This is a genomic window from Fulvimarina pelagi HTCC2506, from assembly GCF_000153705.1.
Classification (GTDB): Bacteria; Pseudomonadota; Alphaproteobacteria; order Rhizobiales; family Rhizobiaceae; genus Fulvimarina; species Fulvimarina pelagi.
Genome location: NZ_DS022272.1, coordinates 574,445 through 599,964 on the forward strand (window position 1 = coordinate 574,445; position 25,520 = coordinate 599,964).

General features: G+C 61.0%; 20 protein-coding genes. 12 read left to right on the forward strand and 8 right to left on the reverse strand.

Going from position 1 to position 25,520, the window contains the following annotated elements; translation table 11 throughout:
- The first annotated feature begins 12 nt into the window (after positions 1–12).
- From coaD to tgt, 5 genes are all read left to right on the forward strand, one after another.
- Positions 13–498 (forward strand): pantetheine-phosphate adenylyltransferase, encoded by a 486-nt coding sequence (gene coaD, locus FP2506_RS02685; RefSeq protein ID WP_007065839.1) that lies wholly within the window; start codon positions 13–15, stop codon positions 496–498.
- 43 nt (positions 499–541) lie between these two features.
- Positions 542–1,159, forward strand: coding sequence for a peptidylprolyl isomerase (locus tag FP2506_RS02690; protein WP_007065840.1), 618 nt, complete (start codon positions 542–544; stop codon positions 1,157–1,159).
- A 138-nt stretch (positions 1,160–1,297) separates the two neighbouring features.
- Complete coding sequence (locus FP2506_RS02695; protein WP_007065841.1) at positions 1,298–1,777, forward strand: peptidylprolyl isomerase; 480 nt, start codon at positions 1,298–1,300, stop codon at positions 1,775–1,777.
- Between the two features lie 18 nt (positions 1,778–1,795).
- Positions 1,796–2,872: a tRNA preQ1(34) S-adenosylmethionine ribosyltransferase-isomerase QueA gene (queA, locus tag FP2506_RS02700; RefSeq protein ID WP_007065842.1), complete on the forward strand. Its 1,077-nt coding sequence runs from the start codon at positions 1,796–1,798 to the stop codon at positions 2,870–2,872.
- Positions 2,869–3,999 (forward strand): tRNA guanosine(34) transglycosylase Tgt, encoded by a 1,131-nt coding sequence (gene tgt / locus FP2506_RS02705; protein WP_007065843.1) that lies wholly within the window; start codon positions 2,869–2,871, stop codon positions 3,997–3,999. Before queA ends, tgt begins: the two co-directional genes overlap by 4 nt.
- 15 nt (positions 4,000–4,014) lie before the next feature.
- On the opposite strand, the gene FP2506_RS02710 is transcribed toward tgt, so the two are convergent.
- Together FP2506_RS02710 and FP2506_RS02715 are read right to left on the reverse strand one after the other, a co-directional pair.
- Positions 4,015–4,437: a DUF4864 domain-containing protein gene (locus tag FP2506_RS02710; RefSeq protein ID WP_007065844.1), complete on the reverse strand. Its 423-nt coding sequence runs from the start codon at positions 4,435–4,437 to the stop codon at positions 4,015–4,017.
- Positions 4,438–4,553: 116 nt separating this feature from the next.
- Positions 4,554–6,536, reverse strand: coding sequence for a putative bifunctional diguanylate cyclase/phosphodiesterase (locus tag FP2506_RS02715; RefSeq protein WP_148227449.1), 1,983 nt, complete (start codon positions 6,534–6,536; stop codon positions 4,554–4,556).
- Positions 6,537–6,807: 271 nt separating this feature from the next.
- On the opposite strand from FP2506_RS02715, the gene FP2506_RS02720 reads away from it, so the two are divergent.
- On the forward strand, positions 6,808–7,851 hold the full coding sequence (locus FP2506_RS02720; protein WP_007065846.1) for a class I SAM-dependent methyltransferase: 1,044 nt from the start codon (positions 6,808–6,810) through the stop codon (positions 7,849–7,851).
- Positions 7,852–7,960: 109 nt separating this feature from the next.
- Here the strand turns inward: FP2506_RS02720 and FP2506_RS02725 are convergent, their stop codons facing one another.
- From FP2506_RS02725 to FP2506_RS18270, 4 genes are all read right to left on the reverse strand, one after another.
- Complete coding sequence (locus FP2506_RS02725; RefSeq protein WP_040488857.1) at positions 7,961–8,425, reverse strand: DUF302 domain-containing protein; 465 nt, start codon at positions 8,423–8,425, stop codon at positions 7,961–7,963.
- 97 nt (positions 8,426–8,522) lie between these two features.
- Positions 8,523–9,137: a peptide-methionine (S)-S-oxide reductase MsrA gene (msrA, locus tag FP2506_RS02730; protein WP_007065848.1), complete on the reverse strand. Its 615-nt coding sequence runs from the start codon at positions 9,135–9,137 to the stop codon at positions 8,523–8,525.
- A 233-nt stretch (positions 9,138–9,370) separates the two neighbouring features.
- On the reverse strand, positions 9,371–11,215 hold the full coding sequence (locus FP2506_RS02735) for a PRC-barrel domain-containing protein (protein WP_007065849.1): 1,845 nt from the start codon (positions 11,213–11,215) through the stop codon (positions 9,371–9,373).
- A 343-nt stretch (positions 11,216–11,558) separates the two neighbouring features.
- Positions 11,559–11,723, reverse strand: coding sequence for a DUF1328 family protein (locus FP2506_RS18270; RefSeq protein ID WP_007065850.1), 165 nt, complete (start codon positions 11,721–11,723; stop codon positions 11,559–11,561).
- A gap of 340 nt (positions 11,724–12,063) precedes the next feature.
- On the opposite strand from FP2506_RS18270, the gene FP2506_RS02745 reads away from it, so the two are divergent.
- Positions 12,064–12,990, forward strand: coding sequence for a diacylglycerol/lipid kinase family protein (locus FP2506_RS02745; RefSeq protein WP_007065851.1), 927 nt, complete (start codon positions 12,064–12,066; stop codon positions 12,988–12,990).
- 76 nt (positions 12,991–13,066) lie between these two features.
- Here FP2506_RS02745 and FP2506_RS02750 read toward each other — a convergent pair whose 3' ends face one another.
- Positions 13,067–21,586, reverse strand: coding sequence for an apolipoprotein A-IV repeat region-like domain-containing protein (locus FP2506_RS02750; protein WP_007065852.1), 8,520 nt, complete (start codon positions 21,584–21,586; stop codon positions 13,067–13,069).
- A gap of 468 nt (positions 21,587–22,054) precedes the next feature.
- On the opposite strand from FP2506_RS02750, the gene FP2506_RS02755 reads away from it, so the two are divergent.
- A complete protein-coding gene (locus tag FP2506_RS02755) occupies positions 22,055–22,432 on the forward strand; it encodes an Hpt domain-containing protein (protein WP_081448280.1) in 378 nt (125 codons plus the stop codon).
- 140 nt (positions 22,433–22,572) lie between these two features.
- Positions 22,573–22,893: a 2Fe-2S iron-sulfur cluster-binding protein gene (locus FP2506_RS02760; protein ID WP_007065854.1), complete on the forward strand. Its 321-nt coding sequence runs from the start codon at positions 22,573–22,575 to the stop codon at positions 22,891–22,893.
- A 27-nt stretch (positions 22,894–22,920) separates the two neighbouring features.
- Here FP2506_RS02760 and FP2506_RS02765 read toward each other — a convergent pair whose 3' ends face one another.
- On the reverse strand, positions 22,921–23,589 hold the full coding sequence (locus tag FP2506_RS02765) for an HAD hydrolase-like protein (protein WP_040489335.1): 669 nt from the start codon (positions 23,587–23,589) through the stop codon (positions 22,921–22,923).
- Positions 23,590–23,777: 188 nt separating this feature from the next.
- Between FP2506_RS02765 and rpiA the strand changes: the two genes are divergently transcribed.
- The 3 genes from rpiA to FP2506_RS02780 all read left to right on the forward strand — a co-directional run.
- The gene (rpiA, locus tag FP2506_RS02770) at positions 23,778–24,473 is read left to right on the forward strand and encodes a ribose-5-phosphate isomerase RpiA (RefSeq protein ID WP_007065856.1); all 696 of its coding nucleotides are present in this window, start codon (positions 23,778–23,780) and stop codon (positions 24,471–24,473) included.
- Positions 24,474–24,555: 82 nt separating this feature from the next.
- Positions 24,556–25,173 carry a DUF2059 domain-containing protein gene (locus tag FP2506_RS02775; protein WP_007065857.1) on the forward strand — a complete coding sequence of 206 codons (618 nt, stop codon included), beginning with the start codon at positions 24,556–24,558 and terminating at the stop codon, positions 25,171–25,173.
- A gap of 103 nt (positions 25,174–25,276) precedes the next feature.
- Positions 25,277–25,520 (forward strand): FAD-dependent oxidoreductase (locus FP2506_RS02780; RefSeq protein WP_007065858.1); only part of this gene is annotated, 244 nt, incomplete at its 3' end.

Here is a 25,520-nt window from a genome sequence, read left to right on the forward strand (position 1 = left end):
CGGAAACCGGATATGACCACTGCCTTTTTCCCTGGCTCCTTCGATCCGATGACCTTCGGACATCTGTCTATCCTGCGTCAGGCTCTTGCTGCCTTCGATGAGGTAGTCGTCGGCATTGGCGTGCACGCGGCGAAAACCCCTATGTTTTCGTTCGAGATGCGTGCAGACCTCATCCGTGCGAGCCTGAAGGTCGATGGGGGAAGCGCGGACATCGCAATCGTCTCCTTCGACGGCCTTGTCGTCGAAGCGGCGGCGAACGCGCAGGCATCCGTGCTGGTGCGCGGCCTGCGCGACGGCACGGACTTGAACTACGAGATGCAGATGGCGGGCATGAACGGGGCCATGCGCCCTGATATTACAACGGTTTTCCTGCCTGCCTCGCCTGAGACGCGGCCCATTACCGCCACATTGGTTCGTCAGATCGCAAAGATGGGCGGGGATGTCTCGCCATTCGTCCCAGAACCTGTTCTGGCCGCGCTGAGAGGGAAATTGGCGTAGTCGAGGGCCGAAACTGTCCTGTTCGCGATCTAGGGGGTCCGCAATGAAATTACTTCAAACACTCGGTTTCCTTGCCGGGTTTACCTTGGCGGCCGTGATGCCGGCTTTGGCTCAGGACGGCGATGCTGCCGAGCGCCTCAATATCGAGACGAACAAGGGCGCGATCGTCGTCCAACTGCGTCCCGATCTCGCGCCGAACCATGTCGAGCAGATCAAGGCGTTGGCCGAGGAAGGCGCCTATGACAACGTCGTCTTCCACCGCGTGATCGACGGCTTCATGGCGCAGACGGGCGATGTGCGCTTCGGCAAGAAGGGCTCCGATACCTTCGATGCTTCGAGCGCAGGCATGGGCGGCTCCACCAAGCCGGACCTCAACGCCGAATTCAGTGACAACGAGACCTTCGATCGTGGCACGGTTGGCATGGCACGCTCACAGGATCTGAATTCAGCGAATTCGCAGTTCTTCATCATGCTTGCCGACGGCGACTTCCTTGACGGGCAGTACACGATCGTCGGAGACGTCGTGGAAGGCATGGATGTCGTTGACCAGATCAAGAAGGGCGACGAGCGACAGAACGGCGCGGTCGAAGACCCGGACGTGATGACACGCGTCACCGTCGGCAGCGAGGGTGAGCCGAGCGAAGAGGGCGGTCAGGGCTGAACGTCAGCAAGCCTGCGCTTCCGTCAAATCGATCGGGGTTGCGCGCTTGTCGATAATGGCACACAGAGACCAGCAATCGCGGCGGTTCGGGACCTCTCGGATCGCCCTTTTTGAATGTAATGAAGAAAGAGACCGATCATGGCCTATGACAACCCGGAAGACGTCCTGATCCTCGATACGACCAAGGGGAAAGTCGTCATTAAGCTGCGCCCGGACCTCGCGCCCAAACATGTCACGCGCATCAAGGAACTGGCACGGGAAAACTTTTACGACGGCGTCGTCTTTCACCGGGTAATCGATGGTTTCATGGCACAGACCGGGGACCCGACGGGGACTGGTGCCGGCGGCTCCGACAAGCCGGACCTCGAAGCCGAGTTCTCTGCCGAGCCGCACAAGCGTGGAACGGTGTCGGCCGCTCGCACGGCGAACCCGAATTCGGCAAACTCGCAATTCTTCATCTGCTTCGAGGACGCGCCTTGGCTGAACAAGCAGTACTCGGTCTTCGGCGAAGTCATTGAAGGCATGGACAATGTCGACCAGATCAAGAAGGGCGAGCCCGTCCGCGACCCGGATTCGATCACGACCATGCGTGTCGCGAGCGACGTCGACGCCGGCTGAGTTTATGCCCAACGCACGATGAGGGTCGATCTCTTCGACTTCGAACTGCCGCCGGAGCGCATCGCGCTCCGGCCAGCAGAGCCGCGCGAGTCGGCAATGCTTCTTGGGGTCAGCTTAACTGGTCTGTCTGACCTTCGAATTGCCGACCTGCCGGCGCTGATCGAGCCCGGCGACGTGCTCGTCTTCAACGATACGAAGGTCATTCCGGCGCAACTCTTCGGCACGCGCGTCCGGGAGGATTCGCGAGACGGTGAGGGAGTCGCCCAAGTCGAAGCGACGCTGCACATGCGGCTCTCGCCGGGGAGCTGGGCGGCCTTTGTGCGGCCAGGCAAGCGGATCAAGGTCGGTGATACGCTCGTTTTCGCGAGCGATGATGCCGAAACGCTCGCCGCAGAGGTCACGGCCCGCGGGGAGGGCGGTGAGGCGACGCTCACCTTCGAGCATTCCGGTCCCGATCTCGACGCGGCGATTGCAGCCGTCGGGCACGTGCCGCTCCCTCCCTACATTGCAGCGCGACGCGGCGACGATGCTCGGGACTGGACCGACTACCAGACGATCTATGCGCGCGAAGCTGGCGCCGTGGCAGCGCCGACGGCCGGTTTGCATTTTACCGACAATCTACTGGAAAAACTCCATGAGCGAGGCGTGGCTACCGAGTTTCTCACGCTTCACGTGGGCGCAGGAACATTCCTGCCGGTTAAGGCGGACGATACCGAAGACCACCGGATGCATGCCGAGATCGGCACGATCGACGCGGCAATGGCAGACCGGCTCAATGCGGCGAGATCCGCCGGGGGGCGGATCATCTCCGTCGGCACGACTTCGCTGCGTCTGCTTGAAAGCGCGGCGGGCGACGACGGCCGGATCGCACCCTTCACCGGACCGACCGACATCTTCATCACCCCGGGCTATCGCTTCAAGGCGGTCGACCGACTGATGACCAATTTCCACCTGCCGCGTTCGACCTTGTTCATGTTGGTCTCGGCCTTTTGCGGGTTGGAGCGCATGCGCAGAGCATACGAGCACGCAATCGAGAACGGCTATCGCTTCTATTCCTACGGGGATGCGTGTCTGTTGGACCGGATCGAAGAATGACCGAACGGTTCCGGTTCAACCTTCTCGCCACTAACGGCAAGGCGCGGCGCGGTGAGATCACCATGCCGCGGGGGACTGTGCGAACGCCGGCCTTCATGCCTGTCGGAACTGCCGGCACCGTCAAGGCAATGTATCTCGACCAGGTGCGCGAGCTTGGCTCCGATATTATCCTCGGCAATGTTTACCATCTGATGCTGCGGCCTGGTGCCGAACGCGTGGCGCGCCTCGGCGGCCTCCACGAATTCGCCCGGTGGCCCTATCCGATCCTTACCGATTCCGGTGGGTTTCAGGTGATGTCACTCGCCGATCTGCGGAAGCTCGACGAGACCGGCGTCCGCTTTAAGAGCCATATCGACGGCACCGAATATTCGCTCACCCCGGAGCGTTCGATCGAGATCCAGGGGCTACTCGACAGCGACATCCAGATGCAGCTCGACGAATGTATCCGGCTACCGGCCGAGCGTTCGGAGATCGAGCGGGCGATGGAGCTGTCACTGAGATGGGCCGAGCGGTCCGCGAAAGCGTTCGGCGACCAGCCGGGCAAGGCGATGTTCGGCATTGTGCAGGGAGGCGACGTTCCCGATCTGCGTATCCGCTCTGCCGAAGCGCTCGCAGCGATGGATCTCAAGGGCTATTCGATCGGTGGCCTTGCTGTCGGCGAGCCGCAGGACGTAATGCTGAAGACACTCGAGGAAACGCTGCCCGTGCTTCCCGAGACCAAGCCGCGCTATCTGATGGGCGTCGGCACGCCGGACGATCTCTTGCAGTCGGTTGCTCGCGGCGTCGACATGTTCGATTGTGTGATGCCGACCCGGGCCGGCCGGCACGGGCTCGCCTACACGCGCTTTGGGAAGATCAATCTGAGGAACGCCCGGCACGCGGAGGACCAGAGACCGCTGGATGAGACCTCTGACTGCCCGGCCGCGAGGGACTATTCGCGTGCCTATCTGCACCATCTCGTGCGGGCGAACGAGTCGCTAGCGGGAATGCTGCTTACGTGGTCCAATCTCGCCTATTACCAGTCGCTAATGGCGGGCATACGCGCTGCCATCGAGACTGGACGGTTCGACGACTTCAAGACCGAGACAGAGCACGGCTGGAAGTGTGGAGATCTCTTGCCGATTTGAACGGTCGGCAGCAGATCAGACCGCGAGTTCTTCGCTTTTCTTCAGATAAACGCCGGTGATCTTCATCGATCCGTCAGGCTGGCGCTCCAGCGTATAGGTGGCGACCCAGCTCTGGCCCTTCGGATCGGTCATGAAGACGTCCTGGCGAAACCCGTCGGCGGAGGAAGTCAGTTCTCCGAAGGACACGTTGCTGGAGCGGTAGACTGGCGGATAGCCGGTCCGGACCATCTCCATGAAGCGGTCCGTGGTGCCGAACATCGACTTGATCTTCGGCGCGGCGTGGACGAAAGCCGCCTCGCCATCGTTCTGGCGGAAGGCTTCCAGTTGGGAAGCGATCACCGCCTGGACGTCGGCGGCATCGCCGGCTCGGGCGGTACTGGAAAAACCGAGGCAGAGAAGCGAGAGGAGGATGACGAGTCGGGCGGTCGAACGCATCATGATGGTTCTCCTGTTTCGTTCGGTCCCGAATGTTCGACGACAAACAAGATTAGGAAACAGGTTATAAGCTCACGATAGCGTGAACAGCTGAGTGGTCGAGAACATCGAAGGTTCACTCAGCTGGATGCGAGTTGCTCGTCCCGGTTGGCCTGAAGTTGGACCAGGGTCTGTGGACGACCGAGGTAGAAGCCTTGCGCATAGTGCACGTCGAAGCTTCGTAACATCTCGAGTTGGCGCGGGGTCTCGACACCCTCGACGACGATCTCGTGACCGCGATGGCGAATGAGACGCACAAGATCGGATAGCATCGATTTGTCTCGTGCCGTCATCCGCTCGCCGAGGAAGGAATTGTCGATCTTGACGACGTCGAACTCGACCTTCTGCAGCCATGATAAACCGGCGTAGCCGGCGCCGAAGTCGTCGAGCCAGATCTTTACGCCAAGCCGCTTGAGTTCGGCGATGCAGTTCAGCGCTTCGGGGTGATCATCGATCGCGTGACTTTCCGTTATCTCCAGTGCGAGGCGTTTTGGGTCAATCTTCAAGCGACCGATGAGTGCAGCTGTGTAAAGGGAGAAACCCGGGGTTTTCAGCTGAATGACCGAGACATTAACGCTGACAACTTGGGCAAGATTCTCAGCTAGAACGTCGCGACAGGCCGAGAGAAGCGCCCACCGGCCGAGCGAGACAATGTGACCGGTGCTTTCGGCTATCGGTATGAAGACATTCGGCGTTATCGCACCGCCGTTCGGCCGTTCGAGCCGCATCAGTGACTCCATGGCGAACGTCCTGCCGGTCTCGATATCGACGATCGGTTGATAGACCATCGATACGAGACCTGAATCGATCGCGCGGTCGAGTAGGGCCGCGATGTCCTCGTCCTGACGCTCCATCGGAGGGTTGGACGGATCAAAGATCTCGATGCGGTTTCGGCCTTTATCCTTCGCTCGGTAGAGGGCTTGGTCGGCCGCCAACACCAGAATGTCCATCGCGTCGCCCTGCGAAGTATGGCTCATGGCGGATCCGATACTCACCGTCACAGACTTTCGTCCGTCCGGACGCTTTTCATGCAGCAATCCCAGTTGCAGGACGGCCGTGCGAATCGACTCGGCGAGGCGGACGATCGCGCCCGGATCTTCAGCGCCCATCAAAAAGATAAACTCTTCGCCTCCGTAGCGTCCGGCGAAACAGCTGTTTGATTCAGCGATGCCGCGGAATACCTCCGCGAGGGTGACGAGGCACTGGTCGCCGTCCTGATGGCCATAATGGTCGTTGAACGCTTTGAAGTAATCGACATCGATCAGGAGCACGGCGAAGGACTGCCCATTCTGCAGCCAGTCCTGCCAAAACCCCTCCAGCTTCTCGTCCGTCGCCCGGCGATTATAGAGCCCGGTGAGGGGATCCGTGCGAGAGAGCGCCAAGAGATCGTTACCGCGGCGCTCCACCTCCCGCCGTCCGATTTCGGCCTGCAGCGCGTTGAGGAAGACCTGATAGCGTTCGCGCTCGAGTTTCCAGTTCACGTAGGAGATCGCCGCGAAGCAGGTCATGTAAAAGATCGAGATCGCGATGAGATAGGTTTGAGTCGTGCCTGGTAGCCAGAACGCGGACATCAGACCGCCCGCGAGAACGGTCAAGCTCGTGCGAAGTGCGACATGCGTCGGAAAGTCGAAGAAAAGGCTGCTCACCATCATGAAGAGCACGCCGTATATGAAATAATACGACAGGGTGGTGATGTCGATCGATTGCGCCGCCGTGAAGAGCCACAGAAGGTAGCATCCGACGATGATGAGCCCGCTGATATCGTCCATGGTGTCCGACGAGGCTTTCGCGCGGTGCATGGCTTCGGTGACGAGAAAGGCGATTGCACCGGCGATCAGGCGCACGACCGTCGTCTCGAACAGCACGTCGGGAATGAGAAAGAAATCGACGAACGAAAAACAGATATAGATCAGAATAGCGGCCCACATGGTGAAGCGGGTCGCAGAGGAGCGTGAATGCTCTCGACGGTTGTGATAAAGGCGGTTAAGCGCACTGTCGCGACGCGCGTACCAGGGGAGGGCAAGCTCCGCCTGTAACTTTTCGTCGAGTGCTGAGTCGTTCACCGGAATGGACCGCCCGTCCGCAACTGAAAATCAGCGAATGGGAAGAGCCGCAACCCTGTTCGCGGACACGACCATGGGGCAGAATGGTTGAGGAACGCTTTCCATCAACCGACAGGTGTCGAGACGTTACCGAGACGCCAACGAGGCAGGTTTCCATTCACGAGCTGGGCTAAATTTCGATCGAACGTGTTAACGCTAGATTAAGAATCGTAAAGACAACGCCACGAAGAACTGCTACCTCATGGGTGTGTTACAACCCAAGGGGGCTAGGGTGAAGCAAGCAAGTTTCGAATTCGACGGCGAAAGCCTGATCACCCAAGACATGATCTCCGGAAATCTGGTCCATGCGGAGGCTTCGGCGGAAGCGAACGAAGCGAAGGTCGCTCACACCCAGGTTGCGCTTCTACTCGAGATGACGCGTCAGCGTTTGGAGAAGCCGGGCTCGGAATTTCCGGCGATGGCAACGCTCTTCTCGGAACTTCACAAAGCGAGAATGCGCTACAATCCGTCGATCTGGGCCGAGCTTGTCAAGTTGATCCAGAACCACCCCGTAGCAGCGATCATTCATGAGGATCCATTCACCCGACGCTCCTTCGAAAAGCCCCGGGGCTATTCGGGTGACGCTGGCCTGCTGGATTTCATTTACAAGCACAAGTCTCGAGCCGCTGAGATGGCCGATGCGAGCAACCGGGGCCGGGCAATTAATGCCTACACCAACGAGGCACCGGCGGCATGCGCGGTGCGTGAGCGGCGTGAGTTACTAGCTCGGGAAGTCGATTCCGTTTCGGAAACGGTGGGACGCGACGCCGAGGTGCTGACCATCGCAGCTGGCCATTTGCGAGAGGTCGAGCTATCGTCTGCGTTCAACAACGGCGCCCTTAAGAGATGGGTCGCGCTCGATCAGGACCCGATGAGCATCGGGGTCATGACGCGCGATCTCGCCGGATCTTCTGTCGAGCCGCTCAACGGATCGGTCCGAGGCCTCCTGAAAGGCGATTACGCTCTCGGCCAATTCGATCTCGTCTATGCCGCGGGGCTGTATGACTATCTCCCCGATCCTGTTGCGATCAAACTTACCAAGACCTGCATCAATCTGCTGAAGCCGGGCGGCCGTTTCCTGATGGCCAACTTTGCCGACGACATCGTCGACGACGGCTATATGGAAACGATGATGAACTGGTCGCTGATCCTCAGAAACAATGAGGATATGTGGCGGATCGTCAACGGGTCGGTAGACCGGAACGCCACCAAGGTAGACGTCTGGCGGGGAGAAAACGGCAACATCATCTATGCCGTGATCGAAAAGAAGGACTAACAGCGACGCTTGGTCGCACAACACCAGTCGGCGCAAAAGGGGGCACAAAAGCGCCCCCTTTTTGGTTTGCAAGAACGGACCAATCTGGGCGAACGCATTTGAGCGCGGATTACTGTTCGCCAGCCGCTGCACTGCTCAGCTTGTCGAGTGCCCCTGTCATCGTTTTGATCGATTCGCTGTCGGTGGCGAGGCCGTGACGTTTCGCCAGCGCCTCAGGCGCCAGGTAGCCGATCGTCGTTTGACCGTCTTCGTCCCAGATCAGGATCTTCTGCGGCAGATCGATCGCGACCCGTCGGTTCTCCTGCATCAGCGGCGTTCCGATCTTTGGGTTGCCGAAGATCACAAGCGTCGTGGCCGGCAGCTCGAGACCGGCAGATTGCGCATTCTGCGAATGATCCACGGTCGCCATGACCGTCGCGCCAGCCCCTTCTATGGCGTCCGTCAATGCACCGACAGCCTCTTGGACGCTGCGGTCAGTCGTCATTGTGATCCAGTTGTCCGACGACTGTTCCTGAGAATTGGCCGGTGCTCCCAAAAGCACAAGAGCCAATAGGCTCGCGAACAAAGTACGCATCTTATGAACTCCGATTTTAAGAAAGATCTCTGCGGTTTGATCGTCTAGCCAGCCCGCAGTTCGCTTTGCTCCGACGAAGGCCGTTGACGAAAAATGTTTAGCTCACGGCTTCCTTGATGCCCATGAATGCCTTATCGCCCCAGACCCGTCTGACCGTATCATTTCGTCCACAGCCGTTACGATAGAACTTATACTTGACGGGATTCTTCTTGTAGTAATCCTGATGATAGCCTTCGGCAGTCCAGAAAGTAGATGCTTCACGGATTTCGGTTGCGATGCTTCCGAGATCCTGTGATGCCTCTGCCTTCGTCGCCTGAGCCTTCTGCATCTGCTCGGAATTCGTTGCGAAGATCGCGGTCGTATAGGAAGGCCCGCGATCGCAGAACTGACCGCCCCCATCGGTTGGATCTATCGAATGCCAGAAGACTTCGAGCAATTCGTCATAACTTACCTTCGACGGGTCGTAAGTGATGCGGACCGCTTCGACGTGGCCAGAATGGTTCTGATAAGTCGGATTTTCGCTCTGCCCACCGATGTAACCTGAAATGGTCTCGCTCACTCCGTCGACATGGTCGAAATCGGCCTCGACGCACCAGAAGCATCCGCCTGCGAAGATTGCGGTTTCGGTATTCTGGGCCGAACTCGGCACCGAAAAAGCGAAACTGGTCGTGGCAGCGGCGGCGAAAAGGACCGGAGTAAATCGTCGGATCATGTCAGCTCCTGAAAATGTCGTTTCGACTCAGCCAAACCGTTCAAGGGGCTAGTGCCCAGCTGATCGTTCTAGGTATTGTTCGAACGTCATGCGGGAAAGGTTTCGCTTGCTTGTCACGAAGCCGCAGGTCTCGGCAAAACGCGCCACCTCTGTTCAACTCTCTTGGCGACACGGAAAAACGGGCCCGCCGAAGCGAGCCCGCAGTTTATGCTGTGCTTATATGTAGCGCAAAATCAGTTGTTCTGACCTTCGCCCGAAGCGCTATCGCCGGTTTCACCGCCGGCGGCTTCACCTGCGGCGTCCTCCTCAGGCGTATACTCAGGCGCGTTTTCGAGCTGATCTTCAGTCATCTGCGTCTGAACCGATAGCGATCCGTTCGCATCCTGCATGAACTGCAGTTCGTCCATGCTGACCGAGACCGGCTTTTCGCCGATACCAAGGAAGCCACCAACGTCGATGATCACCGCTTCGATGCCACCGTCCTGCGAGAGCACGATGTCGCCGACATCACCGACCGACGCGTTGTCCGGACCGACGACCGAAGTTCCAATCAAGTCGTCCGCCGTCAGCGAAGATGTGTCCTCAAGCGGCTGCATCTCTCCCTGACCGCTCTCGGTGGACGCAGCGTCTCCACTCGTAGCCTGGTCGCCGGAGGTGTCCGTGCTCATGGAACCTTCCGAAGCGCTGTCACCGGTTTGCGCCATCTCAGTGCCAGCCTCGTCGGCTGCCTGACCGGCATCATCCATCGCGCTGTCGGCGGACTGGGCGGCCTCTTCGCCAGCCTGCTCCATCTCAGTGCCCGCCTCGGAAGCGGCCTGATCGGCACTCGCCGCTGCCGAACCCGCTGCTGCGCCGGCTGCTGCGGCGGCAGATTCACCAGCTTCTGCCGTGTTGTCGCCAGTGCCGCCATCCGAGTTCATGCCTGCGCTGGTGTCCGCTGCAGCCTGTTGATCGTCGCTAGCCGGTTCCTCAGTGGCTGGGTCGGCTTCTGCGCCCTCTTCAGGGCGTTCGCTGCTGAAGGACGGAGCCTCTTCCAGTTGCGCGCGATCGGAGGCGTAGACCACCTGGGGGTTTCCGTCTTCCTGCTTGGAAAGCGTCATCGCGTCAAAGGGAACCGCTACGTCCTTCTCGCCAATGCCGAGAAAGCCGCCAACACCGACAATGCCGGCGTCGATCGCGCCCGAAGAGGAAACCACAAGGTCGTTGATCTCGCCAACGCTTTCGGCATCCTCACCCGGTCCCGAGAGGACGTCTGATCCAATCAGGTTCTGCGACAGGAACTGGTCCTGACCGACAGAAGTCGGAACATCGGACGAACCTTCGCTCGCGGCCATGTCTGCAGTTTCGCCTGACGCACTGTCGCTAGCTGCCGCCATGTCGGACGATCCATCACCACCAGCATCAGTGGCTCCGGCTTCCCCACCGGCGGCCGGATCCGTCGACGTGGCGGAACCGCCAGTTGCCGCTGCATCACCGGTAGCAGTCCCTTCAGATGCCATACCAGCATCAGCAGTCGCTCCACCAGACTCTGTGGCCGTTCCGTCGCCGGTGGCCGCAGCCTGCTGTTCCTGTTCGCCGGGCATCATAAAGGTCGGCATCGAAGCGAGATCGCCACCACCAGAGGCCATGGTGGCCCGCGGCGAACCATCCATCATCGACCAGGAAATCTGATCGAACGGAACGGCGACGGTCTTCGATTCTTCGCCGGCAGTCGTCACGATCGCGGCTGCGATCTGCCCATCGGACCCAACGAGGTAGTTGTCGATGGTTGCAACAGCTTCGGCATCTTCGGCATCGCTGCCGTAAATCGACTGACCAGTCAGGTTCGAAGCGAGGTACTGATCGGAAGAGAGCTGTTCAAGGAAGTCGCCAGAAGCCGGCGCATCTGACGAAGCGGCCATTTCGCCGCCCGCGGCGGCATCAGAGCCGCCTGCGTCAGAGCTGCCTGGATCCGCCTGCATTTCCTGTGTCTGGCTGTCGGTTGTCGCAGCTTCACCGGATTGTTCGCTGTCCTGAGCATAGGCACCGGTGGCGAGAACGCCTGCAAGCGCCGTGGAAACAAGTAGTTTGCGTAGCATCGTGTATTCCCTGTCTGTCAGTTGAGTGACAGCGCCGCTCGCAGACCAACAGGGCTGCAGCGGCGTTGATGGCTATGAAATGGACGAACGGGCAGGGCGGTTCCGATGCGCGAGAGTATTTTTTGACAGGACGCGACAATAGTTGCTGACGCTTTGAAAGCGTTCATTTCCGGTTCATCTTACCGCACGAAGAAAAGCCTTTGCTGCGATGCAAAACAATGCGTGTTTAGAAGTAGTAGGCGGCATCCCTATAGCCGGCTATTTCCAGCACCGCGCGCGACGACTTGATCTGCGGACGAAGCGTCCTTCCCGCTCGGGCTTTCGTTCCTCGGAAGCGATACGGCTAGGCAAAGACCAGAACGCCGAAGAGTATCATGAGTAGTACGCCGATCAGGACGATGAATATGAGCAACTTTGCTAGACCGCCAGCAGCGCCCGCAATGCCTCGGAACCCCAAGAGGCTCGCGATTGCAGCGACGATGAGAAGTATGACGATAATCTCAAGCATAGGGTCTCCCGTTGTGCTCCAACCCGGTCTGGCTCCGATTAGGATTGCATAAGCGAATCGTTTCGAGGCTCTGACGTTCCCGCTGGCCCGTACCAAACCCTTTTGCCGGACGATGAGACCGAAACGATTCACGCAGGATCTGCAAAATCGGTCCGATACCGTTTCGTCCTCGCTGAGGGGCACATCAACATGTGCTTCCACGCAAACGCACTAATTAGGGCGCTTGCAGGCGAAGAAAGGATCGGCGTGCTCATGCCATCGACAATCTTGGCATCGACGACCGTTCGCATTCGCCGGTTTTGCTGGCTTGGCCCGACAGCGTGGCATTGAAAGGGAACACATGAAGATCCTGGCGCTTCTCAACGAGGATGGCGGGACGTTGAAGACTACCAACCTCGACTGGCTCTCCTCTCTTCTGAAGGACGAGTTCACGGTGGAGGGGCATTCGGTCGAGATCGTCCGCTGCTCAGGGGATGAGGTCGTTGAAGCGATCCGACATGCGGTCGAGCGTCCCGATACGGAGGTTCTCCTCGTCGGCGGCGGAGACGGAACGGTTTCGGCGGCAGCTGCAAAATGCGCCGGGACGGAAACAGCGCTGGGTATCCTGCCGGCCGGGACAATGAACCTCTTCGCCCGAACGCTGCAGATCCCTCTCGATCTCGAAGAGGCCGTCGGAGCGCTGGCATCGGGGCACATCACGCCCGTGGACGTTGGCCGCGTGAATGGCGAGGTGTTCGTTCACCAATACGCCGTCGGATTGCATGCCCGTATGGTGCGGATGCGGAAGAAGTTCTCCTACGGTTCCCGCATCGGCAAACTGGTCGCGACTTGGCGGGCCGGATGGGTCGCACTTCGCACGCTCCCGCAAATCCGGCTTGAGATTGAACTCGATGGGAAGGTCCGGGAGATCAGATCGGCGGCGGTCGCCTTCTCAAACAACTTCTACGGAGCCGGCCACGTGCCCTTCGCGGACGATCCGACGGAAGGTTATCTCGGCGTTTACATCTGCAAAGCGCGAAGTTTCCGGCGCATCTCCAAGCTCGTTCTCGATATCATGATGGGCGCGTGGCGAGAGAACCAGGATCTCGACGCCTTCAAGGCGAAGCGCGTGAAGCTCGTCTATGGCGGCCGTCACCACCATGACAGGGCGGTGCGGGATGGGGAGCTGGTTCGGCTCGAAGACGAGACGTTGATCGAGATCGATCCGGGCGCGCTTCTCGTGTTGGCGCCGAGCGAGGCGAGCTACCGGACGGCCAACTCCCTCTGAAGTGCGGAAAAGAATTCCGCACTTGCAGGGATGCTGAGGGGCACTCGATAGCCAAACTATCGAATGCCTGTCGGTGTCAGCTGTCGAGCTTGCCGGCCGCGTGGGCGAGCATCGTGTAGACCTTACCCGTCTCGGTCGTCAGATAGCTTTGCGTCAGGTCGATGTCCGGGTCGTGGCGCACCGCCTCTGAAAGAAGCTGTTCGAAGTCCGAGATATAGCTCTCAACGGCGGAGCGGAATTCGGTATCGCGCTGATATCGACGTCGGACCGTGTCGAATGTCTGCTGGCCGCGGATTGTGTAGAGTCTGCGGTTGAAGACGTTGGTCTCGCCGCGTCGATAGCGCCGCCAGAGGTCGCTCGCGGTGTTCGTGTCGATTGCCCGGACGATCTCGCCAGAGATGTCTTCGAGCTGGCCCCCAGATGAATTTCCCGCCGACGTTTCTTGTTGCGGCGGGCGTCCTTGCATTCCATCGTCGTCGCGAGAGGCTCGACGCAGAAGGTCGGAGACCCAGCCGCTACCTTGGGGTTCGGGCGGCATATCGTCTCGCGGACCGGACGTCGGCGCACGCGGCGCCTCCTTCCTCGTATCGGAGGTTGCTGCTCTTTCGGGACGCCCTGTGATCGACGGCGATGGCTGTGGGGGCGGTCCCTGCAGCGGGCGTGCCGGCGGGTTGTCGGCGCGCGCCTGCGGCATGCCGCTGCCCGCCACGGACGGCTGACGTGCGGCGGGGCCTTCGTTGCCGGTGCCACGCAGATCGCGGGCAAGATTGCCGTCGGTCAGGAAGGAGGCGGCAAGGCGCTCCTCGAAATCGCTGTCGTCGAAGGCCGATTGTTGCGGCCTGGCCTGCGGCTCCGGTGCGCGCGGCCGTCCGTTTTGGGGGTTCTGCGTCTGTCGCGGCGGCTCCTGGCTCGCTTGAGCTGCGGATTGCGAACGTTCCGCCGGCCGGCTGGCCGCGTAGTTTTCGGCCGCGACACCAGCTGCTGCCGCGACGGGAGCGACGTCGAGCGCACCCCCGGTGCGCTGAACGATCTCGCTGAGATCGCGCAGGGCTCGCAGCTGATCAGAGACCGCGCGGCGCATGGCGGCGGTCGATTCACGCGTTTCTTCAGGTAGTTCGAAGACACCCTGCTTGATGTCCGAGCGTGCAGCGGACATCTCTTCGCGGATTGCGGATGCGGCCCGGCGGATCTCGTCGGTCGCGCCTTCGAAGCGTTGGCTCGCCTCCTCGACGGCGCTTTGAACCGCTTGGCGGATAGATTCGGCGGCGGCGCGCGAGCGCTCTTCCGTGATGCCGAGTTGGCGATCGGCGTTCTCAAGCGTGCCCGAAACCTCGCTTGAAAGCTGAGACGATATCGCGCGCGAACGCTCCTCCGTCCGATCGAAGAGGTTGGTCATGAGGCCTTCGAAGGACTGGATGGTACCGCCGATCTCTTCGGAACGCGCAACCAGCGTGCTTGCGAGCTCTTCAAGGCCGCCGCGGCCGCCTTCCAAGGTCTCCCGCAGGCGACCCTCGCCGGTCTCGATCTGGCGGACGGCATCGCCGAGGGCCGCACCGTGCTCTGCAAAGCGGTCGACGATCGAGGCGACCTTGGAGAAGGCACCCATCGACATCTGGTCGAGGCGTTCTGTGTTGTTCTCCAGCATCCGTGCGGTGAGCGCGATCTGATTGGAGGCCTGCTCGGCGGCATTGGTGAACCGTTCACCGCTTTGCTGAAGCGTCGTATCGATCGCGCCGAGATTACTGGCAGTTTCTTCGACGAGGCCGCGCAGTTCGCCCGAAGTCTGACCAAGTCGGCCAAGCAGCGAATCGAGTTCGCCGGCGAGACGTTCGCGGATGTCGGAGACGTCGGCGGCGGCGCTGCGGGCGCGCTCGTCGAAGGCACCCATAACACCTTCGGCAGCCTGGTTAAGAGCCGCAATCGTCTCGTCTGCCCGCTGCGAAAGCTGGCTGACGAGCGGCTGGGCGTCTTCTTCGAGAAGCCGCACGAGCTGGGTGTGCTGAGAGCCGATGACGTTGGTGAGATCGGAAGTGCGGCCCTGGAGCTCCTCGCCGAGGAGCCGAGCCCGGTCGGAAATCCCGCGCTCGCTCGCGCTCAGGCGTTCGGTAAGTTCGGTCTCCAGAATACGCGCGATTTCCGCCGAACTCGATGAAAGGACTGTCGCCATCTCACGGGTCCGCTTGTCGAGGTCCTCGGATAGCATCCGGCCGCGCGCTGCGATCTGGCGCTCACTTTCGCCCATACGTGCCGAAAGCTCATCTGCGACAGCTCCGGCCGCTTCCATCAGCTGATCACGGGCCTGTTCGGTCTGGCTGCGGATGGTCTCGGAGATCGTCGCAAAGTGGCCCGATAGATCGGCGCTACGTGACAGAAGTTCGTCGCGCGCTTCCGAAGCATCGTGGACGAAGGACTGGGAAAGGCTCACCACGTCCCCGCGCAGTTCGGCAGCGATGGTCGTCGCCTCCTGGCGGAGGCTCTCCGAGGCGTTGGCGATCTCGGCGCGGACGCGTTCGGTCGCCTCGCGAAGGCCCTCGCCGAGGTTACTCGACTGCAGAAGTTCTTCGAGCTGCACAGAGACCGTCGAAAGCTCTTCAGTGAACCGAAGGGCCCGGTCTTCGAGACTCTTGGCGGCATTCTCTGTCTCAGAGCGCAGCCGCGACGAAACACCCGAGATACGATTTGCAAGTTCGTCGGTGTTGTCGCGCAAGGCGATCTGACTGGTCTCGGCCTGCTCGCGCATGCGGTTTGCAGCATCGACGATCTGAGCCGTGATGGTCTCCGTCTGCTCGCGCATCGCATCGCGGCTCTCGAAGGAGGAACTGGCGACGCGGCCTTGTGCCTCCTGCATCATCTCCTCGAACCGCTTGGTATTCCGCTCGAATTCGCTGGCGACTTCGACGGAGACGTTGGAGAGTGCGTCGGCAAGGCTCATGCGCTGCGCGGCAAGCCCTTCCTGAACGGTTGCGACCTCGCGGTTCATGTCGCCGGCAAGGGCTGCGATCGCCTGAGAGAGCTGAGTGGCCTCCACGGAGAAGCGATTGCGCGATTCTTCGGAGAGCGTGCGGAGCGCGGCGGTTGCACCGGTGATGTTCTCCGCGATCCGTTCGCTTTCACCTGTGAGCGAAAACTGCGCTTCGCTGGCCTTTGCCGTGAGATCGTCGGCAAGGCTCTGAAGTCGGTTGGAGAGCCGGTTTGCTTCGTCTTCGATCTGCCGGCGGGCGGCGTCGCTCGACGCAGTAAAGAGTTCTTCCATCCCGGAGAGATTTTCTGCCAACCGGTTTGTCTCACCCTGAAGGCTCTCGCGGGCCTGAGAGACTTCCGTGGTCATCGTCTGCATCGCTTCCGCAATGGTCTCGCGGATCGTGTCGGCGATTGCTCCGGCGCGTGCACTGAGCGTGCGCTCGACATTGCCAAGGCCGCGCTCAAGCGCAGAGGAGATTGCTGTGGTGCGTTCGTCCAGCACTTCGGAGAGCGCGCTCGATCCTTGATCCAGGGCGGCGACAAGCTCTCCGCGCCTTTCCTCGAGCGTCGTCGAGACGCTGGCTACGCTGTCGTCGATCGCACGGCGGACCTCATCGCTGCGGTCGCCAAGTGTGGCGGCGGCCGCTCGCGACGCCTCTTCGATCGTCGAGGCGATGCTATCGCGTCGGTTTTCCAAGATCGAGGAGAGCTTCAGATCGGCTTGCATCAGCGACTCGGAGATCGCGTTCACGCGTTCCTCGATTGTATGAGCGATCGCCTCGCGCCCTCCTGAGAGTTCGCTCGCGATCGCTTCTCGGCGTTCGTCGAGTCCGGTCAGCATGGAGCTCTCGGACGCGGCAACCAGCGCGGCCATGGCACCGAGCCGTTCGTCAAGCCCGTCGACGAGAAGACGCTGGGCTTCGCCTATGAGGGAGCGCAGGCTTTCGGCTCGCGTCGTGAGACCCTCCTCGGCAAGTTGAACGCGCCCCGCTACCTGGTCGGCGAGAGAGCTGGCGCGCCGGTCGAGATCCTCCACTAGCTTCGACTCGCTCGACAAGGCGAGGTCGCGGATCCGGTCAGTGCGTTCGTCGAGCCCGTTGATGACGTTGGAGAGTGCTCGTTCGATCGCCTCGATCTGGCCGTTAGCGCTCTGATCGATCTGTTCGGAAAACGCGCTAGACCTGGCGTCGAATTCAGAGCGGAACTGGTCCGTCTGGCTGTCGATGCTCTGCCGGATTGCCCCGCGGGCCTCCTCCATCGCTGATGCCAGCGCGTCGACGCGCGAAGAAACGTCCGCGGCAATGTTCGAAGCGAGATCGTCGAACCCACCACTGAGCGTGCCGATCCGCTCGTCGAGCGCCGAGAGCATGCGCTCGCGGATCTCCTCCGTGATCGATGTAAGGATCGTGGCGCGGTCCTCGAATTCGGACCGCAGGGCGTTCGATCGCTCCTCCACCGTCGAGAGCAGCTTCACACCTTCGCTCTGGAGCGACTGGTTGAGTCTGTCCGAACGATCCGAAAGAAGCACAGCGATCGACTCGATGCGATCGTCGAGCCCGCCGGTCAACGTGTCGCGGGTTCTTTCGACGAGGCTTTCGATGGCCTTGCCGCGCGCTTCGAGGACCTGAGCGAGCGCTTCCTGCTTTTCGTCAACGCCACGTGCCATGATGCCATCGGCCATGCCGATGAGCGCCTCAATGCGTCGCACCGTATCCTCTAGCGAATTCTTGATCTGACCGGACTGGTTCTCGAGACCTGACAGAAGCGTCTGAGAGTTCAGCGCGAGGCTCGCTTCGAGGTCCTCGCTGCGATTGCCGAGGGCCTCTTCGAGCTTGGCCTGTCTTTTCTGTAGCAGCGTCTCGAGGTTGCTGACAGCCGAGGCGAGAGCCTCACCGATCGTTGAGGTGCGCTCGTAAAGTGCATCGATCCGCGAACCCGTGGAGTCGTCGAGCGCCTGCAGCTTCTCATCGAAGGTCTCGCCGAGGGCATCGCGGCGACGGTCCAGGAGGCTCGAAAGCGAGTTCAGGCGTTCGTCGAGAAGGGAACGGACCTCCTCGGCCTTGGCGTCGAAGGCATGGCGGCGGTCATCGAAGAGTCCGGCCATTTGGCCTGAACGAGCTTCAAGCAGAGAGCCGAGGTCTTCGAGCCGCTCGTCGAGATAAGTACGGACGGAGTCGGCGCGGCGGTCGAATTCGCCCTGCTTGTCGTCGAATACGCCGGAGATCGCGCCCGCCCTTTCTGCCAAAATGGCGTTAAGGCCTTCGAGCCGCTGGTCGAGCAGCCCCCGAAGATCGTTCGCAATGACGTCGAACGACTCACGGCGCTCGTCTATCGTGCCTGCAATTCTGCCGGACCGTTCATCGAGCATCGTGGCGAGGTCGCCGAGCTTCTCGTCGATGGTCATGCGAACGACGTCTGCCGATTCCACGAAGCTCTCGCGCCGCTCGTCGAGAATACCGGCCATCTGCCCGCTGCGGGCGTCCAGCAGTGAAGCCAGATCGTGAAGGCGCGTATCGAGATCGGTTGCGATTCCTCGAGCCTTTTCTTCGAACGCTGACTGGCGACCTTCAAAGGCACCGGAGATTTGGCCGGTTCGCTCGTCGAGCATGGCTGAGAGGCTCTGGAGCCGCTCGTCGAGTACGGCGCGGATGACGTCGGCACGCTCGTCGAACGTCGACTGGCGGTCGTCGAAGGTCGACGTCAGCTGTTCGGTTCGAACTTCGATGCTCGAACCGAGATCGGCGAGACGCGTCTCGATCTCTGCCGACATCGAGCGCACGCTTTCTTCCAGAAGGCTGCGTCTGTCGTCGAGGGTCGAGTTGAGCTGACTGGTGCGAGCGTCGAGCGTGGAACTGAGATCGGCTAGCCTGGCGTCGATCTCGGCGGAAACAGCCCGCGCCTTTTCCTCGAACTCGTGGCGACGGTCGTCGAGTGAGCTTGCGATAAGGCCCGTACTGGCTGCGAGGATGCCGCTGAAACCTTCCATGCGTTCGTCAAAGACGTTTCGCGTCTGCCAGATAAGGTCGTCGCCCTGCTGAGAAAGCCTTTGATTGCCACTGTCGAAAGCGGCGCTTATCTGGCCAGATCCTGCGTCGAGCAGGGAGTTTAGCCCCGACAGGCGTTCATCGAGCAGCGCACGCAGATCGGATGTGCGCTGGTCGAGGACGCGTTCGCTTTCGGTCAAGGACTCCTGCGTGCCTGTACCGAGGGCTTGGTGGCCGGCCTCGAAGGCCGCGACGATCTCCCGAGCACGTTCCGCCAAAGCCTGGGCGAATTCACGGGAGCGCTTCTCAAGAGAGTCCGAGATCCGCTGGGTCGCATCGGCGATGACGTTCGCGCGTTCGTCGAGTGCCTCCACGAGCCCGCCGCCGCGCTCGGCCAACGTCCGGTCGATCGCCTCGATGCGGCGATCGAGATCGCCGATGGTCTTCTCATTGGTATCGGAGAGGAGGTTTGCCGCGCGCTCGGTGCGCTCCGTAAGGCTTTCCTCGATGCTCGACAGGAAACGTTCGGAGTGGTCTTCGAGAGCACCACGGCGCGAGTCGATGCTCTCGCCAAGCTTGCCGATGTAAATGTCGTCGCGCTCGCCGATCTCGCGCAAGCGCTCGTTGAAGGCGCCATCGAGCTGGGCGAGAAAATTCTGGGCTTCGCCGGCAAGGCCCTGCAGACGCTGGTCGAAGACAGCCGCCATATCCGACAGGAACCGACCGGTCTCGTCGCTCAGAGTGCCTTTTCGAGCTTCGAAGAGGCCAGTCATCGACTCGCCTGTCGCCATGAGCTGGCGGTCGAATTCGCGAGCCTGGGTTTCCAGACGGTCGACGATCGAGCCGGACTTGTCCTCGAATTCGGAGGCCCGTGTGCCGAGACGCCCGTCGATATCGGTGATCAGGCGCTGGGTCTTGCCGTCGAGCTCCTCGCTGCGATGCTCGATGACGCGATCGAGGTCACCGAGGAAGCCACCACTTTTCTCAGCGAGTTCTCGCAGGCGTTGTTCGAACGCCGCTTCAAGCCCGGACAGGAAGCTCGATGTCTCGGACGTCATCGTGTTCGAGCGTTCGTCAAGCGCCTGGGTGAGATCTATGAGGAATTTCTGGTTCTCGCCGGAAAGCGTGGCGCTGCGATTGGCCAGAAGCCCGTTGATCGCCTCGCCAGATGCGACAAGGCGTTGTTCCATCTCCTGGCCGATTGCGGTGAGCCGTGTCGCAAGCTCGTCAGTACTTGCCGTCAAGGACTGGGCTCTGCTCTCGAGGAGGGCACCGATCCGCTCTTCGGACGACTGGATACGACTCTCAATATCCTCGCCGATCGTAGACAGCCGCTCCATCAACGCGTCGGAGCGCTGGCTCATGGTCGAGATGCGTGTATCCAGCTGACCAGCAACGTTCTCGCCGGTCTCGCGAAGCGTCTGCGTTGCATCCTCTCCGCTCTGTGTGATCCGCTGGATCAGCTCCTCGCTGTTAGCGCTGAGGCGGCCGCTGATCTCGCTCGAACGCTCGTCGAACAGGCTTGCCATCGTGTCGGAACGCGAGGTGAAGTCTTCGGCAAGGGTACGCGAGCGATCCTCGAAGAGAGCAGTAAAACGTGCCGAAGCTTCCTCGATGCGTTGAAGGATCTGTTCAGAGGCCTGGTCGACGTCGATGACGAGCTGCTCGTGCGACCCAACCACCGAAGAACGCATACGCTCGGCGTGGGACAGCATCTGCTCGCGCTCGGATCCGAGATCCTGGACAAGAGTGCGGATCTTCGCCTCGTTGTCGGCATAGGCGCGTTCGAGCGCGGAGACCTCGCCGTGAACGACGTTTTCGAGCTCCATTGTCCGCGACAGGGCGCGCTCGACACTCTCGCCCAACGACGAGACCTCGCGCCTAACAGCCTGACCGACGCTCGCGACGCGCTCGCTCGCGACGGCTTCGGGCTCGGCGAGCTTGAACGCGACCTCGGCGAGCGATCGGCTCATCAACCGCAGATCGGATGACCGGCGCACCAGCATCGCGAAGGCGAAGACGAGAAGCACCGGGATGAGCCCGGCCGCGGCGATCATGGCAAGCAGCGTGCCCTGTTCCGGATCGGTGATCGCCTGATCGAGCGGGAAGAGCCGGTCTCCGAAGAACTGGTAGGCCGCGAGCGCCGTGCCGGCGAGCCAAAGAATCGCAAAGAGACCCGCCAGCCATAGGGGTAGCGCCGAACTGCTGCGAGACAGCAGCGCGTCCGCCATGACTGCCGTTCGGCGTTCCTCGTCGTTTGCGGCCTTCTGCCCGTAGCTGCGCTCGGCTTTCGCCTCGCTCGCGCCGCCCGTCGGCGTGTAGCTTTCGGTACCCGGCTCCTGGTTGGCCGCAGCGTGGGAGACGGGCTGTTCTGGCGTCGTCGTTTCCTTCACGCCCTCCGGCGGAAGGAAGTTTGCGGCGTTTCCGCGAGCTTCCTCGGCACGCAATTCGTCGGCGGTCTCACCGAGCTGACGCTCGAAATCCTCCAGCGACATTTCGATGGTCGTCGAATCAGGCTCCTGCGGTGTCTCGATCTGTGCGGGTTCCTGCGCGGATTTCTCCGATCGGGCATTGAGATCCGCTTCCAAAGCGGCCTCGAGCTCACTCACGGCTTCGTCGGAGAGAGGATCGTAGGCTTTGGACTTCGACATCGCCGTTACGCCTTCATACTCGTTACTCGAACCGGCATTTCCGCAACCCCGCGAGGGCGACCTGCGGGCATTGCGGAACCAATGGTTCTTGCGGAATTGCGTCCGCGATAATGACATGATCGTACGCCGGTGCGCACGAAAATGGGACGCCTTATCGTACCGGGCTCAAAACGGGAATGAAACCGGCGATGGGTCGAGTCTCTACATGTTTAAAGATAAGGTTAACGCGTCCGGCCGGTGGCGTCTCAAAGCAGCACTAATTCTCGTGCGCGATCGGATCGCCCGTAATATCGCAACCTGAAGCAACGCCCCGTTTTCTTTACGCCTTCGCGGGATCGTTAACACTTTGATTACCTTATTGGACCACGCTTGTCCGATCAGGGTGATGCGGAACGGATCTGGCAGAGCTCAACAGGGGTTTCAGCCATTCAGGCGATCTCGTTTCCATCCGGATCACGGAGAACGACGATGCCCGCCACGACCTCCCGAACACCGCTTTGCGAAACCTCGAAAGTTATGCCGCGCGCGGCAAGGCCATCTGCCTCGAGCCCAATCGATCTCGTTCATCTGGCAACGCAGACCTGCGGCGACCGAGATCTGGAGCGCAGCATCCTTGCAATGCTAGCCCGCCAGATTGGTACGGCCGAAGAACGGCTTCGCGTCCTCTCGTTGACGGATCGGGTGCATCTCGCTCATGCGCTTAAGGGTACTGCCCGTAATGTCGGCGCATTCGCGCTTGCGGACGCCGCCGCCGAGCTTGAGACCGGACCATCGAGCGAAGCGGCTTTGTCACGTCTGATCGATCACATGAACGCAACGCGGCGTTTTGCGGCCGAACTCGCGTGACGAATGCCCGAGTGACTCCTGGATCTTGCTGCATTCCCAGTTGACACTCGCGCTGCGCTTTCCGATAGCTCCGACGATTTTCGCGGCCTCGACGAAATGGGGCCGCCTCAAAGAGCATTCGATCGGAAAGCAAAACAATCATGCCGAAAGTGATCTACGTCACCCCATCCGGTGATCGACGGGAGATCGATGCCAAAGCCGGCACGACCGTGATGGAAAACGCGGTGCGCAACGACGTGCCAGGAATTGAAGCCGAATGTGGCGGCGCCTGCGCCTGCGCAACATGCCACGTCTATGTGGACGAAGCCTGGACCGCCAAGCTGCCGGAGCCCGAGGCTATGGAAGAGGACATGCTAGACTTCGCCTTCGCTCCACAGGACAATTCCCGCCTGTCCTGTCAGATCATCGTCAATGACGACATCGACGGCATCACCGTCACCATTCCCGAGGAGCAGGCCTGAGCCGGACTGTGCTTCCGACACCGACCGTCAGCCGATGAGTTCCGTGGCGAAGGCGGGGGTTAGTGCATCATAATGGGATATAACGGCCGTGGCGTTTGCGCGCGCCCCATCATCGGGCGCGTAGCCGAAGTCGACGAGGATCGATGGGATCGCGAGGGCATGGGCGGCGGCAATATCCGTCATCGTGTCCCCGATCATGACACTGTTTTCTGCAGACGACTTCGAGCGTTCGATCGTACCTCCGAGATGGGCCGGATCGGGTTTCATGGCAGAGAACGTGTCCTGACCGCAGATCGCGGCGAAGCGCCCTGAAAGGTCGAGCTCATCGAGTAGCCGGACCGCCAGATGCTCCCGCTTGTTGGTGCAGACGGCGAAAGTCCAGCCGGCCTCTGCGAGGCGGTCCATCGCGGCAAGAACGCCCGGGAAGGGCCGGGAGGTTTCGGCTATGTTGGTTTCGTAATGTGCGAGGAAGCGCTCCAGGTGCTCGTCGACGAGCGCATCGGGCAGATCGCGCTGAAAATACGCATAGGCGGCTTTGAGCATCGCGACCGCGCCATGGCCGGCATGTGGTCGCACCACGCCGAGCGGAAGGACGTCCAGGCCGTCCGCTAGAAGGCAGACGTTAAGGCTTGCTGCAAGATCGGGCGCGGTATCGACCAACGTTCCGTCCAGGTCGAAAACCGCCAGCTTCGTCATCGGGTTGTTGCCTCTTCGTTCGAGTTGAGTTTCGGGAGGTCGCCCGTAATGCGCAAAGTCGTCGGAAACTTTGCCGGCCCGCTCTGTCGACATCTGCTCCATAGGACTTAAATCAAGCCTCGCTAGCGGGAAAGGCGGGCAGTTGGCGCCAATCCTTTGCAAATGAATCAGCCCCTTGGAGACACTGAATGTCGGACGCCAAGTCCTTGAAGAGAAAAGCCGCTGAAGCCGCCTTCGCGGAACTCGATGAGGGCTTGAACATCGGGATCGGCACCGGATCGACGGCGGAGGAGTTCGTTCGGGTTCTTGCCGAACATGTGGAAGCTGATTTCGAGATGACCGGCGTCACGACGTCCGAGCGCACCGAGACGCTCTGCCGCGAACTCGGCGTGCCGACGAAGACTCTCGACGAGATCCCGATCCTCGACGTGACCGTGGACGGCGCGGACGAAATCGATGGCGATCTACGGCTGATCAAAGGCGGCGGGGGCGCGCTTCTGCGCGAGAAGATCGTGGCATTCTCCTCCGCGAAGATGATCGTGATCGCGGACGCTTCGAAGAAGGTCGAAACGCTAGGCGCGTTTCCGTTGCCGATCGAGGTCAACGGTTTTGGGCTGATGTCAACCTTCATGGCAATCCGCCGCGTCGCGGAGACGCTTGATCTTACTGGCGACATCGTCCTGCGAAAAAACGGGGATCAGCCGTTTATCACCGATGGTGGGCACCTGATCCTCGACGCATCTTTTGGCCGCATTCCGGACCCAGAAGCCCTCAGCGCCGCGCTTCGGTCCATTCCGGGGATCGTCGAGCACGGCCTTTTCATCAAGCTCGCCAGCGTCGCGATCTTAGCCAGCGAGGATGGTATCGAGAGGCTCGAGGCTTGACGCGGGGCTCTCAAAGGACCACCCAGCCGGCAAACGCGACCCTTTCGGCGCGAGGCTCAACCAACCGACGGAGATTCGAGTTTTGCGGATCAAGACCATTGTTCCGGCGCTGAGCGCCATTGTCTTCAGCGGCGCAATCATCGCTGCCGCGCCCGTTCTGGCGCAGGACGCGGCAGCGCCCGAGGGAGCTGCACAGGCAGAACAGGCGGAGCCCGCTCCGGAGGTGTCCGAGAGCCAACTCCAGGCGGCGCGCAGAGCTGTCGCTGCGATCGGCGCGACCGATGAGTTCGACAATATTCTTCTGAACGCCGCGACCCAGACGAAGTCCGAATTCATCCCGAACAATCCCGATCTCCAAACGGAGATCTCGGATATGGTAGATGAGAAGGCCCTCGAACTCGCGCCGCGGCGAGCTGCTCTCGAAACGGAAGTCGCGCGGGTTTATGCGCAGCTCTTCTCCGAGGCCGAGCTGAACAGTATTTCAGAGTTCTATGCGAGCGGCGCAGGACAGAAACTGCTGGAACTCGGACCGCGGGCGGCGCGGGAATCAATGGGCGCCGCAAACGTCTGGACCAATGGCATTCTGCGCGATCTTCGGCAGGCGTCACTCGAAGGACTCAACGAGATATACGCCGCTAACGGAGGTAATCCTGCGACCGGCGAGAATGCTGAAAATCCCGAGAGTGGCGAGGGCCAGTAGGCCGGGATCGAGGCGAGAGCGAACCTAGGCCGGGTTTTTTCGGAGCCCCAGCGAAGGCCTTGGAGGCGCAGCGGCCGACGGATGCAAGGACGGAACTGACCTGATGGCGAACTACGATTACGACCTCTTCGTTATCGGCGGTGGATCTGGCGGCGTCCGCGCCGCACGGCGCGCAGCGCAACTGGGCAAACGCGTAGCGATCGCCGAGGAATACCGCTACGGCGGGACCTGTGTCATTCGCGGCTGTGTTCCGAAGAAGCTGATGGTTTACGCCTCGCAATATTCCGAGCATTTCGAGGATGCGGCCGGCTTCGGCTGGAACGTCGGCACACGTGAATTCAGCTGGG